The organism is Pseudomonas sp. D4002 (assembly GCF_013385665.1).
GTDB lineage: Bacteria > Pseudomonadota > Gammaproteobacteria > Pseudomonadales > Pseudomonadaceae > Aquipseudomonas.
On the sequence record NZ_JACAPN010000020.1, the window covers coordinates 32,884 to 49,493 of the forward strand.

Sequence of the window (16,610 nt, forward strand, 5' to 3'; positions counted from 1 at the left end):
ACCCATGGAATTCATTCGCAGCCGCATCGAAAACCAGCTGATGAGCCTGACCGGCTTGTCGCTGGGCCAACTCGACCTGGAGAACCCCAAGGGCGATCCGGGTCTCTTTGGGCCGAACTCGGTGAGCTGGAAGGTCCATGGCGACTTCAGCAGCATGTTGATCGGCGGCATCAGCGCGTTGATGTTGCAGGCATTGCACCCGCTAGCGTTGGCCGGCGTGTGGGACCACTCGAACTTTCGGCAGGACATGCTGGGGCGGTTACGACGCACCTCGCAGTTCATTTCCGGCACCACGTTTGGTTCGCGGCGTGACGCCGAATGGCTGATCGAGAAAGTGCGCACCATTCACCTGCAAGTGGTCGGCCATGCACCGGACGGCCGACCGTATGCCGCCAGTGATCCCGAGTTGCTGACCTGGGTGCATGTGGCGGAGGTCAGCAACTTTCTCGCGGCCCACCTGCGTTATCGCAACCCGGATTTATCTCCGAGGGATCAAGACCGGTACTACAGCGAAATCGCCCTGGTGGCCGAGCAATTGGGCGCGCGCCATGTGCCGCGTTCGCGCCAGGAAATTTCCGATTACCTTGAGCGTATTCGTCCGCAACTGCTGTGTGACCAGCGCAGCCACGAAGTCCTGCGCCTGCTGCTCAATGCGCCGTCTCCGAGCACCCTGGCCAAGCCGTTTGGCTCGCTGATGATGCAGGCCGGTATCGACCTGCTGCCGGACTGGGCCAGCGACATGCTCGGGCAGAAGCAAAGCCCGATCCAGCGCCAGATGATTCGTGCCGGGGTCAGGCGCAGCGCGCCGTTGTTGCGCTGGGCCATGCGCAATGGTTCGGTGCAGCGGGCCCACAGGCGAATGGGCCTGCTGGAGCCATAACTGTTAAACTCCCGCGCCCCAATTACTCTGCAAGGCGCGCACTATGTCTTCCTTGAATCAGGCGCTGCGCGCCGCCCTCGATCATCGCCAGGACCTGCTCGCCGAGTTGCATGCACAAGGTACCGATTGCTATCGCCTGTTCCACGGCAGCCAGGAAGGCGCCGGCGGCCTGACGATCGACCGCTACGGCCCGCAACTGCTGGTGCAGAGTTTTCACCAGTCGCTGGAAAGCGACGACCTGTTGCACCTGCATCAAGCAATCAACCAGCACCTGGGGCTTGAACTGCTGCTGGTCTACAACGACCGCTCCCGGGGCAACTCGCGCATCGACCGTGAAGACACGGTGTACCGCGCCGAGCCCGCAGCCCTGGAAGACCTGGTCGGCCACGAATGGGGCCTCAATTACCGCGTGCGCGGCCGCCATGCCGGGCAAGACCCGCTGTTGTTCCTGGACCTGCGCAACACCCGTGGCTGGGTCAAGGCACACAGCGCCGGCAAAAGCGTGCTGAACCTGTTTGCCTACACCTGCGGCGTAGGCCTGAGTGCTGCTGCCGGTGGCGCTCGTGAGGTGTGCAACCTGGACTTTGCCGAGGGCAACCTGGCGGTCGGTCGCGAAAACGGTCAACTCAACCCGCAATTGCCGACGATGGAATTCATCCAGTCCGACTACTTCCCGGCAATCCGCCAACTGGCCGGCCTGCCCATCAGCCAGCGTCGGGGGCAGAAGCTGCCGAGTTACCCGCGCCTGGAGCAGCGTCAATACGATCTGGTACTGCTCGACCCACCCGCCTGGGCCAAGAGCGCCTTCGGTACCGTCGACCTGCTGCGCGACTACCAGAGCCTGCTCAAGCCGGCGCTGCTGGCCACGGCCGACAACGGCGTGCTGATCTGCTGCAACAACCTGGCGAAAGTCGGCATGGACGACTGGCGTGACCAGGTCCTGCGCTGCGCGGAAAAGGCCGGGCGCCCGGTGCGCGACTGGCAGGTCATGACTCCCGGCGCAGACTTCCCGTCCCACGACCAGCAATCACCGCTGAAGACCCTGATCCTGCAACTGTAGGACTTGTCCCAAAAGGGTCAGGGCGCAGTAATAAAGGCCCGGCTCTTCGGAACCGTAAACCCGTGCCATACTCCAAGGCACTCTTGATTGACATAGATGGCGTCACATATGCCCAAAGGATTGATTCGCGCCGCTGGCGCCTTGCTGACCGCCCTTGCCCTGTACAGCTTGCTGGGCTTCCTGATTCTCCCCGGCATTGCCCTTCGCGTGGCCAACCAACAGTTGGCCAACTACGCCACGGTGCCGGCGCGTGTCGAGCGTATCGAGCTCAACCCGTTCAGCCTCGAACTGACCGTGTGGGGCCTGAATATCGGTGAGCCGGGCAAGGAGCAAGTGGCCTTTGAACGCCTCTATGCCAACCTGCAGATCGACAGCCTGTGGACCCGCGCCCTGCACCTGGCCGACGTACAACTCGACAAGCCCAAGACCGAGCTGCTGTTCGACAAATCCGGCCAGCTCAACCTGGCGCAGCTGTTCAAACTCCCGGCCAGCGAACCGACACCAACCGATCCGAACGCCAAGCCATTCCCGCTGCGCATCGATAACATCAAGCTGGCAGCCGGCTATGTGCACTTCCAGGATTTGCGCCCGAGCGAGCCGATCGAGTTTCTCTACGACAAACTCGATTTCGAGCTGAAAAACCTCAGCACGCTGCCCGATGACAACGCCGACATGACCCTGGTGGCAGCCGGCCCTGAAGGCGGCCAGATCGACTGGACCGGCAACTTCAGCCTGATCCCGATCGCCTCCGAGGGCAAACTCAAGGTTACCGACGGCAAGATGAAAGTCTGGTGGCCGTATGTACGTGACGCGGTGCCGCTGGTTCTGGAAGACGGCATCCTCAACTTCAGCACCGACTACAAGCTGAGCCTGGCCAAGGAAACCGAGCTGAACCTGACCAACGTCGCCCTGAGTGTCGCGCCGTTTGCGATCAAGGCACCGGATGGCCGGCCGCTCGCGCGCCTGCAGAAGCTGGACGTCAGCGAAACCACCGTGGACCTGGCCAAACAGCAAGTGATCGTCGGCAAGATCCGCAGTAATAAACTCGAAACCTGGGCCGCCCTTGAAGCCGACGGCCAGCTGGACTGGCAGAAGCTGTTTGCCAGCCAACCGAGCAAACCTGCAACTGCACCCGCAGCCGAGCCAGCCACCGCACCCGCTACCGCCGACTCGCCAAAACCTGCACCGGCAGCGCCGAGCAAGCCTTGGCAAGTGCTGCTCAAGGACGTGCAACTGCGCGACTATCAAGTGCATCTGGCTGACCGCTCGGCCAAACCGGCAGTCGCCCTGGAAGTCGGGCCGCTGAACCTTGACCTGCAGGGTTTCGACAGCCTTAACCAGAGCCCTTTTACCCTCAAGCTCGATACCGGCGTAGGCAAACAAGGCAAGCTCGAGGCGACCGGCCAGGTCAACCTGAGCCCGGTCAGCGCCAAGCTGAAAGTGGACACCAAAGACATCGACCTGCGCGTCGCCCAGTCCTATATCAGCCCATTTATCCGCCTGGAACTGCGTAGCGGCATGCTCGGCAGCAACCTCGACGTGAACCTGAAAAGCACCGACCCCCTGGCATTCCAGGTGACCGGCCGGGCCCAGGTCGACCAGTTGCACACCCTGGACACCATGAAGACCCGCGACTTCCTCAAGTGGCAGCGCCTGGTGCTGGAAGGCGTGAATTATCAACATGGCGACAGCCTGTCGATCGACAAGGTCAACCTGTTGCAGCCCTATGCGCGCTTCATGATCAACGATGACCGCACCACCAACATCGATGACCTGCTGATCCCGCAGCCGGCCAACAGCCCCGGCAAGTCCGCGGCGAAACCTGCGGCCAGCAAAGAGAAGCCCCTGGGCATTCATATTGGTCAAATTGCGATCAACGACGGCTCGGCCAACTTCGCCGACTTCAGCCTGACCCCGAACTTCGCCACGGCCATCCAGCAGCTCAACGGCCAGATCGGCACCATTGACAGTCGCCAGGCCAAACCGGCCAGCGTCGACGTCAAGGGCAAGGTTGACCGTTATGCACCGGTCACCATCAAGGGCAGCGTGAATCCGTTTGACCCGATGGCCGCACTGGATATCGCCACCAGCTTCAAACGCGTCGAACTGACCACCCTGACGCCATACTCGGGCAAGTTTGCCGGGTTCCGCATCCGCAAGGGTCGGCTCAACCTTGACCTGCATTACGTCATCACCAAGGGCCAGTTGAAGGCCGAAAACAAGGTGGTGGTCGAGCAACTGCAACTGGGTGAGAAGGTCGACAGCGCCGACGCCGTGGACCTCCCGATTCGCCTGGCGATAGCCCTGCTCAAGGACTCCGACGGCAAGATCTCGATCGAACTGCCGGTGACCGGCGACTTGAACAACCCGCAGTTCAGCGTCATGCCGATTGTCTGGCAGACCCTGCGCAACCTGGTAGTGCGTGCGGCCACGGCGCCATTCAAGTTCATTGGCGGCCTGATCAGCGGTGGTGGTGCTCAAGACCTTGGCAACGTGTCGTTTGCCGCAGGCTCGAGCGAGCTGAGCAAGGATTCCCAGTCGGCCCTCGACAGCCTGGCCAAAGCCCTCAAGGAGCGCCCTGCGCTGCGCCTGGAGATCGAAGGCACCGCCGCTGCCAGCAGTGACGGCCCGCTTTTGGCCGCACAACGGCTGGAACGCGAATACCAGTACAACTACTACAAGATCCTCCAGCGCCGTGGCGACAAGGTACCGGCCCAGGCGTCGCTGCTTGAAGTACCGGAAAAGGAAAAGGCGCCGCTGCTGGAAGGCATCTACCGCACCCGCCTGAAACAACAGCCTCCGGCCGAATGGAAAGACCTGAGCAATGACGAGCGCACCGCCAAGCTGCGGGACGGTGTGATCAAGTTCTGGAGTGGCAGTGACGTGTTGCTGCGCCAACTGGGCCAGGACCGCGCCAGCGCGATCAAGGACTACCTGGTAGACAAGGCGCAGTTGGAAGATGAGCGGGTTTACTTTATCGATGCAAACCTTGGGGAAGCGGAGAAAGATGGTCGGGTGGTAACACCGATGCATCTGGATGCCGAATAAACCGGCACCCGCTGAGCACCTGTGGCAAGGGGGCTTGCCCCCCGTTGGGCTGCGTAGCGGCGCCAATGAGGGCGTCGCGGTCATTCAGGCGGATCACCGTCGTCATACCAAGGGGCCGCTACGCAGCCCAACGGGGGCAAGCCCCCTCGCCACAAGAGCCGCGCTGACCTCCCCACTTTTCTACCCACAATAGAACAGGCCCCGACACAAGTGCCGGGGCCTGTAATGACCACATCCGTGTGGTCGGTCGCATGAACCTGTGAGGTGCATTGAGCGGATATCTAACTCGCTCGTGGCCGCCTCCGCCTAGCTCAGGCGATTCGTTAAGCGTTACTCTGCTTTCAGGCCGTCGGCCGATACAGCTTTAACGCCTTTGATTTTCTTGGTGATGTTCACCGCGGTGGTTTTCTGCGCTTCAGTCACTGCGACGGTCGACGACAGGGAAACTACACCTTTGTTGGTTTCGACTTTGATGTCGGTGCCAGGAATACCTTTCTCGGTTACCAGGTCAGCTTTCACTTTGGTGGTGATCCAAGTGTCCGAGGTGGACTCTTTGGCACCAGCAGCTGCGCTTTTGGTTTTGTCGACGTTATCAGCCTTGGTAGCGCCGCCAGCCATCAGGCCGTCAGCCGAAACTGCGGTTACGCCTTTGATTTTCTTGGTGATCGCTACAGCAGTAGCTTTCTGAGCGTCAGAGATAGCAACTGTCGAGGACAGGGAAACCACACCTTTGTTGGTCTCAACCTTAATGTCCGAACCAGGAATACCTTTCTCGGTCAGCAGGTCAGCTTTGACTTTGGTGGTGATCCAGGTATCCGAAGTGGACTCTTTAGCCTTGGTGACTTCACCGGCCGCCAGCGTCATAGGGGCTTGGGAAGTCTGAGCAAAGGCTACGTTAGCACCCATGGCCAGGGTCAGAGCGGTAGCAGTAGCGAGAGCGAACTTCTTCATACGAGTAACTCCTGTTTTATTAAAAGTCTGCAGTACGTAAACCTTGATGCTGCAGCGTTAACAGGGATATTGCAGACAGTGTGCCAACTCGACGCGGCCAATTAAATCCTTATAAAACAACACGTTATGAAAATAGGTGATTTTCGGAATCGTGCAACTTGCATGAAGACGAACGTGCCTGCATGCAAGTTGCGGCTTTTGGGGTATGGCTAAACGCCTGATTTCGCGACAGTTTCCCGCAGGCATAAAAAAAGGACTCCGAAGAGTCCTTTTTCAGCTTGCAGCGACGGAGTGATTAAACGCCCGAAGCCTTGGCTGCTGCTACGTCCTTGATGGACAGCTTGATACGGCCGCGGTTGTCCACGTCCAGTACCAGCACTTCCACTTCCTGGCCTTCTTTCAGGATGTCGGTCACTTTCTCAACGCGAGCATCGCTCAGCATGGAGATGTGAACCAGACCGTCCTTGCCCGGCAGGATGTTGACGAATGCGCCGAAGTCGACGATTCGCTCAACCTTACCGACGTAGATCTTGCCGATCTCGGCTTCAGCAGTGATACCCAGGACGCGCTGACGTGCCGCTTCAGCCGCTTCCTTGGTTTCGCCGAAGATCTTGATCGAGCCGTCGTCTTCGATGTCGATCGAAGCCTTGGTCTCTTCACAGATCGCACGAATGGTCGCGCCGCCTTTACCGATAACATCACGGATTTTGTCGGTGTCGATTTTCATCGCGATCATGGTCGGAGCATTTTCCGACAGTTCGGTACGGGACTGGCCAATGATCTGGTTCATCTGACCGAGGATGTTCAGGCGCGCTTCCAGGGCTTGGCCCAGAGCGATTTCCATGATTTCTTCGGTGATGCCCTTGATCTTGATGTCCATCTGCAGCGCGGTAACACCTTTGGCGGTACCGGCTACTTTGAAGTCCATGTCGCCCAGGTGGTCTTCGTCGCCCAGGATGTCGGTCAGGATGGCGAACTTCTCGCCTTCTTTAACCAGGCCCATGGCGATACCGGCAACCGGTGCCTTCATCGGAACGCCGGCATCCATCAGAGCCAGGGAAGCGCCGCAGACCGAAGCCATGGAGCTGGAACCGTTGGACTCGGTGATTTCCGACACAACACGAATGGTGTACGGGAACACGTCGGCGGCAGGCAACATGGCTGCAATCGAACGACGGGCCAGACGGCCGTGACCGATTTCGCGACGACCAGCGCCACCCATGCGACCACACTCACCTACCGAGAATGGAGGGAAGTTGTAGTGCAGCATGAACGGGTCTTTTTTCTCGCCTTCCAGGGTGTCCAGCAGCTGTGCGTCACGGGCAGTACCCAGTGTTGCAACAACCAGGGCCTGGGTTTCACCACGGGTGAACAGGGCCGAACCGTGGGTTTTTGGCAGAACGCCGACTTCGATGTTCAGCGGACGTACGGTGCGGGTGTCGCGGCCGTCGATACGTGGCTTGCCGTTAACGATGTTTTCGCGAACGGTGCGGTATTCGATTTCGCCGAAGGCTGCTTTGACTTCGCTGGAAGAAGGCTGGCCTTCTTCACCGGACAGCTTGGCAACAACCTGGTCCTTCAACTCACCCAGGCGAGCGTAACGGTCGGCCTTGATGGTGATGGTGTAGGCGTCGGAGATAGCGGTGCCGAACTCGGAGCGGATAGCGCCCAGCAGTGCGGTAGCTTCTGGCTGAGGAGCCCAGGTCCAGGTTGGCTTGGCAGCTTCAGCGGCCAGTTCCTTGACAGCGTTGATCACAACCTGGAACTCGTCGTGAGCAAACAGTACAGCGCCCAGCATCTGGTCTTCGGTCAGCTCTTTGGCTTCCGATTCAACCATCAACACGGCTTCCGAAGTACCGGCAACGACCATGTCCAGGCTCGAAGCTTTCTGTTGTTCGTAAGTCGGGTTCAGCAGGTAGCCGGTGCTTTCGTGGAATGCAACACGGGCAGCGCCGATCGGGCCATCGAAAGGAATACCGGAGATGGCCAGGGCCGCCGAAGTACCGATCATCGCAGCGATGTCCGGATCGGTCTTCTTGCTGGTGGAAACGACGGTGCAGACAACCTGCACTTCGTTCATGAAGCCTTCTGGGAACAGCGGACGGATCGGACGGTCGATCAGTCGGGAAGTCAGGGTTTCTTTCTCGGAAGGACGGCCTTCACGCTTGAAGAAACCACCAGGGATCTTACCGGCAGCGTAAGTCTTTTCCTGGTAGTGAACGGAAAGAGGGAAGAAGCCTTTGCTTGGGTCAGCGGTCTTTGCGCCTACAACGGTCACCAATACGGTGACGTCGTCGTCAACGGTGACCAGCACTGCGCCGGAGGCTTGACGGGCGATACGGCCTGTCTCGAGGGTAACGGTCGACTGACCGAACTGGAATTTTTTGATAACCGGGTTCACGGTGTCCTACCTTCTTTGTGGCTCTTGGGGAACTTGTCTTCTTGCGAAATTCTTGGGCAATGTCGGGAATCGGCCCAACGCCTGTCCAGGGTAAAACGTGTATCCAGATAAAACTTGAGGCTGGAAGCCTGCCATGGGCCAGCGGGAAACCCACTGACACACGACAGCCAACCAACCTCTAGCGCAATCGCTTATTAGCGACGCAGACCCAGGCGACCGATCAGAGTCTGATAACGACCCAGATCCTTGCCTTTCAGGTAGTCCAGCAGCTTACGGCGCTGGTTTACCATGCGGATCAGACCACGACGGGAGTGGTGATCTTTACCGTTGGCCTTGAAGTGACCTTGCAGCTTGTTGATGTTGTGGGTCAGCAGTGCAACTTGCACTTCTGGCGAACCAGTGTCACCAACAGCTTGCTGATAGTCAGCAACGATTTGTGCTTTTTCTTGAACGTCGAGAGCCATGAGGCAATCCTTTTTTCAGGAAACCACCCAAAGGGCAGTTTCAACAGGCCAGGGACAAATCCCTGTATCTAAAAATGAGTAGTGACCATGCCTGCTAACAGCCACCCTCGTTCCAGTTTGAGTAAAAGCTACTGCGCTTTTACCACAAACTGGTTTCGGTCATTCTGACCGAATCAGTCGACGCGGCGCGATGCGCCCGTCTTCGCTCACTTCACCGATACCGATAAAGCGACCGTTGTGATCTTGTACTCGCACCATGCCGAACTTCGGGGCATCCGGTGCACGTACCGGCTGGCCGTTAAGCCAGTAGAACGCGCTGTGCTCCGAGAAGTGCAGCAATGGCCAATCCAGTAAACCGCTGTCCGATGGCATCAGGAAGCGATCAACCGCTTCGTTGCCGCCTTCGGCATGCACTGCTTCCAGCTCTTCCAGCGTGACCGTCTGGGCCAGGGTGAAAGGGCCTGCCTGGGTGCGTCGCAGTTCTGCAACGTATGCGCCACAGCCTAGTTGCTCACCGATATCTTCCACGAGGGTGCGGATATAGGTGCCTTTGCTGCAGTCCACCGCCAACCGGGCGGTGTCGCCTTCAGCGGCGAGCAATTCCAAGCGCGCAATAGTAACAGAACGCGGTTCGCGCTCCACCACTTCCCCTGCACGTGCCAGCTTGTAAAGAGGCTGGCCATCACGCTTGAGAGCCGAGTACATCGGCGGTATCTGACTGATTTGCCCACGAAAAGCAGGTAAGGCAGCTTCGATATCAGCACGACCAACGGTCACCTCGCGAACCTGCAAAACATCACCTTCGGCGTCTGCCGTGGTGGTGGTCTTGCCCAGTTGCATCAGGGTCTCGTAGCCCTTGTCGGAATCGAGCAGGTATTGCGAAAACTTGGTGGCCTCGCCGAAGCACAACGGCAACACGCCGGTGGCCAAGGGGTCGAGGCTGCCGGTGTGCCCTGCCTTCTCGGCATTGAGCAGCCAGCGAACCTTCTGCAACGCCGCATTGGAGGTAAAACCAATGGGCTTGTCGAGCAGAATGATGCCGCTGACATTACGACGGATACGTTTGACCTGAGCCACCGATTACTCCTTGGCGTCTTCAGGCGTGGCGGATTCCGGGTGCTGATTGTCTTCAGCCACGGCCCGCTCGATCAGTGCCGACAGGTGCGCGCCACGCACGACGCTTTCGTCGTAGTGGAAGTGCAACTGAGGAACGCTGCGCAGCTTCATTTCACGGGCCAACTGCATACGCAGGAAACCTGCGGCGGAGTTGAGCACCTTGATGCTTTGCGCGATTTCTTCGCTGTTGTCCTGGCCCATCACGGTGATGAAGATCTTGGCGTGACCAACGTCACGGCTGACTTCAACGGCGGTGATGGTGACCAGGCCAACACGTGGGTCTTTTACTTCACGACGGATCAGCTGTGCCAGCTCACGCTGCATCTGATCGCCGATACGTTGGGTACGGCTGTATTCTTTTGCCATGTCTTGTTACCTGTTGCTGCCACACGGTGAAACCCGTGGGGTCTGAAAGCGGCAAACGCCCGGCCTGACAAAAGCCAGACCGGGCGTTGCGTTTAGAGTCCGGACACAGCGCCAGGCATTTGCATGCCCGGGCGCTGCGTGGCCCTTGAAGTACGCGAGTTAGAGGCTGCGAGCAACCTGGACCTTCTCGTAGACTTCGATCTTGTCACCCGCCTTGACGTCGTTGTAGCTCTTGACGCCAATACCGCATTCCATGCCGGCACGTACTTCGGAAGCGTCATCCTTGAAGCGGCGCAGGGATTCCAGCTCGCCTTCGAAGATAACGATGTCTTCACGCAGTACACGGATTGGACGGTTACGGTGCACAACACCTTCGATAACCATGCAACCGGCGATCGCGCCGAATTTCGGCGAGCGGAACACGTCACGCACCTCGGCCACACCCAGGATGTTCTCCCGGACGTCGCTGCCAAGCATGCCGGTGAGGGCTTTCTTGACGTCTTCGATGATGTCGTAGATGACGTTGTAGTAACGCATGTCCAGGCCTTCCTGCTCGACGATCTTCCGTGCGCCAGCATCGGCACGCACGTTGAAGCCGAACAGTACAGCGTTGGAGGCCAGCGCCAGGTTGGCATCGGATTCGGTGATACCACCGACACCGCCGCCGACCACACGCACTTGCACTTCGTCGTTACCCAGGCCATTCAAGGCGCCGTTCAACGCTTCGAGGGAACCACGAACGTCAGATTTGAGGACGATGTTAAGCGTCTTCTTCTCTGCCTGGCCCATGTTCTCGAAGATGTTTTCCAGCTTGCCGGCGTGAGCACGGGCCAGCTTGACTTCGCGGAACTTGCCTTGACGGAACAGAGCCACTTCTCGGGCTTTCTTCTCGTCCGACAGCACGCTCATCTCGTCGCCAGCGTCCGGGGTACCGTCCAGGCCGAGGATCTCGACAGGGATGGAAGGACCGGCTTCCTTGATTGGCTTGCCGTTCTCGTCGAGCATGGCACGTACACGGCCATAGTTCGAACCGACCAGGACCATGTCGCCTTGGCGCAGGGTACCGTCTTGAACCAGAACGGTTGCAACCGGGCCACGACCCTTGTCGAGACGCGATTCAACCACAACACCACGACCTGGGGCCGATGGAGTTGCTTTCAGTTCAAGAACTTCGGCTTGCAGCAGGACAGCTTCGAGCAGTTCGTCTACACCGGTACCGACTTTCGCCGAAACCGAAACGAATGGCGTATCACCGCCCCACTCTTCGGAAGTCACGCCGTGAACCGACAGTTCGCTACGGATGCGATCGAGATCGGCGCCCGGCTTGTCGATTTTGTTCACTGCAACAACCAGAGGAACACCAGCGGCTTTAGCGTGCTGGACAGCTTCAATGGTCTGCGGCATTACGCCGTCGTCCGCTGCAACTACCAGGATCACGATGTCAGTCGCCTTGGCACCACGGGCACGCATGGCGGTAAACGCGGCGTGACCAGGGGTGTCGAGGAAGGTGACCATGCCGCGTTCGGTTTCAACGTGGTATGCACCGATGTGCTGGGTGATGCCGCCGGCTTCGCCTGCAGCTACCTTGGCACGACGGATATAGTCGAGCAGCGAGGTCTTACCATGGTCAACGTGGCCCATTACGGTCACGACTGGCGCACGGGAGAAAGTCTCGCCTTCAAACTTCAGGGACTCGGCCAGGGAATCTTCCAGGGCGGTGTCGCTGACCAGGGTCACTTTGTGGCCCAGCTCCTCAGCAACCAGTTGGGCAGTTTCCTGGTCCAGTACCTGGTTGATGGTCGCTGGGGTACCCAGTTTGAACATGAACTTGATGATTTCAGCAGCCTTGACCGACATCTGATTGGCGAGGTCGCCAACAGTGATGGTCTCGCCGATCTGCACATCACGCACGACAGGGCCGGTTGGGCTCTGGAAACCGTGGGCGTTGCGCTTCTTCAGCTTGGCCTTGCCGCGACCACCGCGACGGAAGCTGTCGCTTTCTTCGTCGGTAGTACGTGGGGCAACGCGTGGCGCTGGCGCCTTCTCTTTGACCGAAGCACGATGTGGAGCGTTTTTGCGCTCACCATCGCCACTGCCACGACGATTGTTATCGTCGGCACGTGGTTTGTCCGGGCGGCGAGGTTCTTCGCGTTTGCGAGCGTCGGCTGCAGGAGCTGGCGCGGCGGCAACCGGAGCGGCCTCACGAACAGCTTCAACAGGCGCGCTAGGCGCAGCAACGGCCTCAGTGTTAGCAGGTTGCGCAGCAGCAGGCTGGCGACGCGCTTCTTCTTCGGCGCGACGCTTGGCTTCTTCTTCAGCCTTCTGACGAGCAGCATTTTCTACTGCGCGACGTTCTTCCAGTTCGCGTTTGCGCTCGGCTTCGATTTCTTCCGGGCTGCGCTGTACGAAGACTTTCTTCTTGCGTACTTCAACGCTGATGCTCTTGCTGCCAGCAACACGCAGGGTGCTGGTGGTTTTGCGCTGCAATGTAATCTTGCGCGGTTCTTCCACTTTCGCCTTGTGGCTGCTCTTCAAGTGAGTCAGCAAAGACTGCTTCTCACTATCGCTCACACCTTCATCGGCGGCGGTGTGCGGCAGACCTGCCTCACGCATCTGCTGCAACAGGCGCTCTACCGGTGTTTTGACCTCATCGGCCAGTTGTTTCACCGTGACTTGCGTCATGCACTTCTCTCCTCAGGCCGCGCCTAATTACTCGAACCAATGGGCTCGGGCGGCCATGATCAACTTGCCGGCACGATCATCGTCAATGCCGTCGATGTCGAGCAGGTCGTCAATAGACTGCTCGGCCAGGTCTTCGCGGGTAATTACGCCGCGCACCGCCAGTTCCATCGCCAAATCCTTGTCCATACCCTCAAGCGAGAGCAGGTCTTCGGCCGGATGGGCGTCTGCCAGCTTTTCCTCAGTAGCGATGGCTTTAGTCAACAAACGATCCTTGGCCCGAGCGCGAAGCTCGTTGACGGTGTCTTCGTCAAAGCCGTCGATGTTGAGCATTTCTTCCAACGGTACGTAGGCAATCTCTTCCAGGCTGGTGAAGCCTTCATCTACCAGCACCTGTGCCAGGTCTTCGTCGACTTCCAGCTCGTCGATGAAGTTGCGCAGGATGTCACCGGTTTCTGCTTGCTGCTTAGCCTGGATGTCCGATTCGGTCATCACGTTCAGGGTCCAGCCGGTCAACTGGCTGGCCAAACGTACGTTCTGACCACCGCGACCGATGGCCTGAGCCAGATTGTCTGCGCCAACGGCGATGTCCATTGCATGGGCATCCTCGTCAACGATAATTGCCGCCACTTCAGCAGGCGACATTGCGTTGATCACGAACTGCGCAGGGTTATCGTCCCACAGGACGATGTCCACACGCTCACCGCCCAATTCGCCCGACACTGCCTGGACGCGCGAACCGCGCATACCAATGCAAGCGCCTTGCGGGTCGATGCGTTTGTCCTTGGAGCGGACCGCGATCTTGGCGCGTGAACCCGGATCGCGGGACGCAGCCATGACTTCGATCAGGCCTTCGGCAATTTCCGGCACTTCGATGCGGAACAGCTCGATCAGCATTTCCGGCGCGGTACGCGACAGGATCAACTGAGGGCCGCGGTTCTCGGTGCGGATTTCCTTGAGCAGCGCACGCAAGCGCACGCCAACCCGGAAAGTTTCGCGGGAAATGATGTCTTCGCGGGCCAGCAACGCTTCAGCGTTGTTACCCAGGTCGACGATCACGTTGTCGCGGGTGACTTTTTTCACGGTGCCGGAGATGATTTCCCCCAGGCGCTCGCGATAAGCGTCAACGACTTGAGCGCGCTCGGCTTCGCGGACCTTCTGCACGATGACTTGCTTGGCAGTCTGTGCAGCGATGCGGCCGAACTCGATGGATTCGATCTTTTCTTCGACGACATCACCGACCTGGGCGCCCGGATGCGTTTCAGCAACCTTGCTCGGCCAGGTTTCGATGGCCGGATCATCAAGATCGGCTTCTTCGACGACCGTCCAGCGACGGAAAGTCTCGTAGGCACCGGTGTGGCGGTTGATTTCCACACGCAGATCAACTTCGTCTTCAAAACGCTTTTTGGTAGCAGTGGCCAGGGCCAGCTCCAGCGCTTCAAAAATCACGTTTGCCGGTACGCCCTTTTCATTGGATACCGACTCAACAACCAGCAGTACTTCTTTGCTCATCGTACGCCTCGCCTTTCGCAAGCCATTGGATCCGCGGGATCCGCGTCTCAGTCAAAACTGGGAATAATGTTGGCCTTGTCGATCATATCGATCGGCAACAGGAACTCATGGTCTTCTACCTGCACCACGACGTCCTGCTCTTCTACACCGCGCAGAAGGCCCTGAAAGTTGCGTCGCCCTTCAAAGGGAGAGCGCAGCTTGATCTTCACTTGTTCACCGGCAAATTTTGCAAACTGATCAATAGTGAACAGTGGGCGTTCCATGCCAGGCGAGGAAACTTCGAGGGTGTATTCAACGGAGATCGGATCTTCAACATCCAGGACACCGCTGATCTGACGGCTGACAATGGCACAATCGTCCACCAGCACGCCGCCCTCTTTATCGATATAAACGCGCAACATTGAGTGGCGACCTTGAGCCGAAAACTCAATACCCCAGCATTCATAGCCTAGGGCCACGACCACCGGGGCCAACAAGGCCTGCAACTCTTCTAGCTTGCTCGACACCTGAACCCCCTCGTGCATGTATGTGCATGCTGTGCAAAATAAAAAAATGGGCGAAACGCCCATCCTTGAAACGCCGTCGAACAGCGGCGTTGAAAGTGTCCAGCTAACAAAAAGCCCCTTAAAAGGGGCTCCGCTAAAACTGGTTGCGGGGGCCGGATTTGAACCGACGACCTTCGGGTTATGAGCCCGACGAGCTACCAGACTGCTCCACCCCGCGACAAAGCTGGGGCGGAAGTATACGACCGATCCCTTACAGGGTCAATGTAACCTTCCACCTACAAGAAAGCCCGCAACAGCGGGCTCTCCTGATAATTGGTACCGAGAAGGGGACTCGAACCCCTACACCCTATGGGCACAACCACCTCAAGGTTGCGTGTCTACCAATTCCACCACCTCGGCAATACAGCGTTTACAACCTTCTTACTTCTGCTCTTGAGCTGGAGGTACGTCAGTCGCTGGAGTAGCCGACTTTTGCTCTTGAAGCACCGGGACATCATCAGAAGCCGGTTTTGCTTTTGGTACTTCCAACACTGCTGGGTTTGGGAGACCTACTTGAGTCAGCACATGAGCTTTCTCTTTAGCAAAGTAACCTAACCCCAAGCTGGTTATGAAGAAACCGGCGGCAAGTATAGCAGTAAACTTACTAAGAAAGGTAGAGGAACCTTGGCTTCCGAACACAGTATTTGAAGCACCTGCCCCGAAAGACGCACCAGCGTCCGCACCTTTACCCTGCTGCAGCAAAACCAGAGCAACTACGCCCAGTGCACCCAGCAGATGAAAAACAACGATGACTGTTTCCAGCATTTTTTCAGTTTCCCGCGGCGCGACAGATCGCACCGAACTCATCTGCATTCAGGGAAGCTCCACCAATGAGCCCCCCATCGATATCCGGCATGCCGAACAGTTCGACCGCATTGGCCGCCTTCACGCTGCCGCCGTATAGAAGCCGCACACCTCGTGCGACCTCAGAATTCTCTGCCGCCAACTGCGCGCGGATGGCTGCGTGCACATCCTGCGCCTGTTGCGGCGAAGCAGTCAGCCCGGTGCCAATGGCCCAGACCGGCTCGTAAGCAATTACTGCATTTGCAAAGGCACCGACTCCCAGCTCCTCGATGATGCTGCCCAGCTGACGCCCGACAACCTCAAGAGTTTTACCGGACTCACGCTGCTCAAGGGTCTCCCCTATGCACAACACCGGAACCAAGCCGCAAGCCTGTGCCGCCGCGAATTTGCGATTGAGTGTCCCATCACGCTCGCCCATGATCTGGCGGCGCTCGGAGTGCCCAACAAGCACCAGGGAGCAACCCGCATCAACCAGCTGACTCGGTGCAATCTCACCGGTCAACGCACCTTGCATGGATTCCACCGCAGAGTTCTGCGCGCCGACCTGGATCGACTTGCCTTTCAAGCCATCAATCACTTGATTGATATACAAGCAAGGCGGGAATACCGCGACATCAACACCGCTAGGCAAGGCCAAATGACGAAGGCCATTGATCAGCTCAGCGACACTGGCGCGGGTACCGTGCATCTTCCAGTTACCAGCTACCATAGTGCGACGCATGCTGTACCTCGTCGGTCAAAGTGGGCGCAGATGTTACCCAACCACATCATCACTGGCAAGCCG

General features: G+C 58.5%; 13 protein-coding genes and 2 tRNA genes. 3 read left to right on the forward strand and 12 right to left on the reverse strand.

The genetic code is table 11. From position 1 onward, the window contains the following. Nucleotides 1-4 precede the first annotated feature (4 nt). The 3 genes from HX824_RS14410 to HX824_RS14420 all read left to right on the forward strand — a co-directional run bounded on the left by HX824_RS14410 (nucleotide 5) and on the right by HX824_RS14420 (nucleotide 4,988). A complete protein-coding gene (locus tag HX824_RS14410; protein ID WP_008436867.1) occupies nucleotides 5-880 on the forward strand; it encodes an oxygenase MpaB family protein in 876 nt (291 codons plus the stop codon). Nucleotides 881-923: 43 nt separating this feature from the next. Beyond that, nucleotides 924-1,940, forward strand: a complete 1,017-nt coding sequence (locus HX824_RS14415; protein ID WP_177054703.1) for a class I SAM-dependent rRNA methyltransferase — start codon at nucleotides 924-926, stop codon at nucleotides 1,938-1,940. A 108-nt stretch (nucleotides 1,941-2,048) separates the two neighbouring features. Continuing rightward, entirely contained in the window at nucleotides 2,049-4,988 is a 2,940-nt protein-coding gene (locus HX824_RS14420; protein ID WP_177054704.1) for a DUF748 domain-containing protein, read from the forward strand. Nucleotides 4,989-5,318: 330 nt separating this feature from the next. Here HX824_RS14420 and HX824_RS14425 read toward each other — a convergent pair whose 3' ends face one another. The 12 genes from HX824_RS14425 to tpiA form a co-directional block, all read right to left on the reverse strand. After that, nucleotides 5,319-5,939 (reverse strand): BON domain-containing protein, encoded by a 621-nt coding sequence (locus HX824_RS14425; protein WP_003212178.1) that lies wholly within the window; start codon nucleotides 5,937-5,939, stop codon nucleotides 5,319-5,321. A gap of 295 nt (nucleotides 5,940-6,234) precedes the next feature. Continuing rightward, on the reverse strand, nucleotides 6,235-8,340 hold the full coding sequence (gene pnp, locus HX824_RS14430; protein WP_003212180.1) for a polyribonucleotide nucleotidyltransferase: 2,106 nt from the start codon (nucleotides 8,338-8,340) through the stop codon (nucleotides 6,235-6,237). Between the two features lie 194 nt (nucleotides 8,341-8,534). Next, the gene (rpsO, locus tag HX824_RS14435) at nucleotides 8,535-8,804 is read right to left on the reverse strand and encodes a 30S ribosomal protein S15 (RefSeq protein WP_003177875.1); all 270 of its coding nucleotides are present in this window, start codon (nucleotides 8,802-8,804) and stop codon (nucleotides 8,535-8,537) included. 159 nt (nucleotides 8,805-8,963) lie between these two features. Next, nucleotides 8,964-9,881, reverse strand: coding sequence for a tRNA pseudouridine(55) synthase TruB (gene truB, locus HX824_RS14440; protein WP_003212182.1), 918 nt, complete (start codon nucleotides 9,879-9,881; stop codon nucleotides 8,964-8,966). 3 nt (nucleotides 9,882-9,884) lie between these two features. Further along, nucleotides 9,885-10,286 carry a 30S ribosome-binding factor RbfA gene (rbfA, locus tag HX824_RS14445; RefSeq protein ID WP_003212184.1) on the reverse strand — a complete coding sequence of 134 codons (402 nt, stop codon included), beginning with the start codon at nucleotides 10,284-10,286 and terminating at the stop codon, nucleotides 9,885-9,887. Between the two features lie 159 nt (nucleotides 10,287-10,445). Continuing rightward, nucleotides 10,446-12,968: a translation initiation factor IF-2 gene (gene infB / locus HX824_RS14450; RefSeq protein ID WP_003212186.1), complete on the reverse strand. Its 2,523-nt coding sequence runs from the start codon at nucleotides 12,966-12,968 to the stop codon at nucleotides 10,446-10,448. A gap of 27 nt (nucleotides 12,969-12,995) precedes the next feature. Then, entirely contained in the window at nucleotides 12,996-14,477 is a 1,482-nt protein-coding gene (gene nusA, locus HX824_RS14455; protein WP_003212187.1) for a transcription termination factor NusA, read from the reverse strand. Nucleotides 14,478-14,524: 47 nt separating this feature from the next. Continuing rightward, a complete protein-coding gene (gene rimP, locus HX824_RS14460; RefSeq protein WP_003235029.1) occupies nucleotides 14,525-14,983 on the reverse strand; it encodes a ribosome maturation factor RimP in 459 nt (152 codons plus the stop codon). A 140-nt stretch (nucleotides 14,984-15,123) separates the two neighbouring features. Further along, nucleotides 15,124-15,200 (reverse strand) — tRNA-Met (locus tag HX824_RS14465). Nucleotides 15,201-15,296: 96 nt separating this feature from the next. Then, nucleotides 15,297-15,382, reverse strand: a tRNA-Leu gene (locus HX824_RS14470). Between the two features lie 21 nt (nucleotides 15,383-15,403). Continuing rightward, nucleotides 15,404-15,787, reverse strand: a complete 384-nt coding sequence (secG, locus tag HX824_RS14475; protein WP_026078118.1) for a preprotein translocase subunit SecG — start codon at nucleotides 15,785-15,787, stop codon at nucleotides 15,404-15,406. Nucleotides 15,788-15,791: 4 nt separating this feature from the next. Further along, nucleotides 15,792-16,547 (reverse strand): triose-phosphate isomerase, encoded by a 756-nt coding sequence (tpiA, locus tag HX824_RS14480; RefSeq protein ID WP_003212194.1) that lies wholly within the window; start codon nucleotides 16,545-16,547, stop codon nucleotides 15,792-15,794. Nucleotides 16,548-16,610 lie beyond the last annotated feature (63 nt).

Coding starts and splice junctions, on each gene's coding strand:
- HX824_RS14410 (WP_008436867.1), top strand. CDS start 5: ATGGAATTCATTCGCAGCCGCATCGAAAACCAGCTGATGAGCCTGACC.
- HX824_RS14415 (WP_177054703.1), top strand. CDS start 924: ATGTCTTCCTTGAATCAGGCGCTGCGCGCCGCCCTCGATCATCGCCAG.
- HX824_RS14420 (WP_177054704.1), top strand. CDS start 2,049: ATGCCCAAAGGATTGATTCGCGCCGCTGGCGCCTTGCTGACCGCCCTT.
- HX824_RS14425 (WP_003212178.1), bottom strand. CDS start 5,939: ATGAAGAAGTTCGCTCTCGCTACTGCTACCGCTCTGACCCTGGCCATG.
- rpsO (WP_003177875.1), bottom strand. CDS start 8,804: ATGGCTCTCGACGTTCAAGAAAAAGCACAAATCGTTGCTGACTATCAG.
- rbfA (WP_003212184.1), bottom strand. CDS start 10,286: ATGGCAAAAGAATACAGCCGTACCCAACGTATCGGCGATCAGATGCAG.
- infB (WP_003212186.1), bottom strand. CDS start 12,968: ATGACGCAAGTCACGGTGAAACAACTGGCCGATGAGGTCAAAACACCG.
- nusA (WP_003212187.1), bottom strand. CDS start 14,477: ATGAGCAAAGAAGTACTGCTGGTTGTTGAGTCGGTATCCAATGAAAAG.
- secG (WP_026078118.1), bottom strand. CDS start 15,787: ATGCTGGAAACAGTCATCGTTGTTTTTCATCTGCTGGGTGCACTGGGC.
- tpiA (WP_003212194.1), bottom strand. CDS start 16,547: ATGCGTCGCACTATGGTAGCTGGTAACTGGAAGATGCACGGTACCCGC.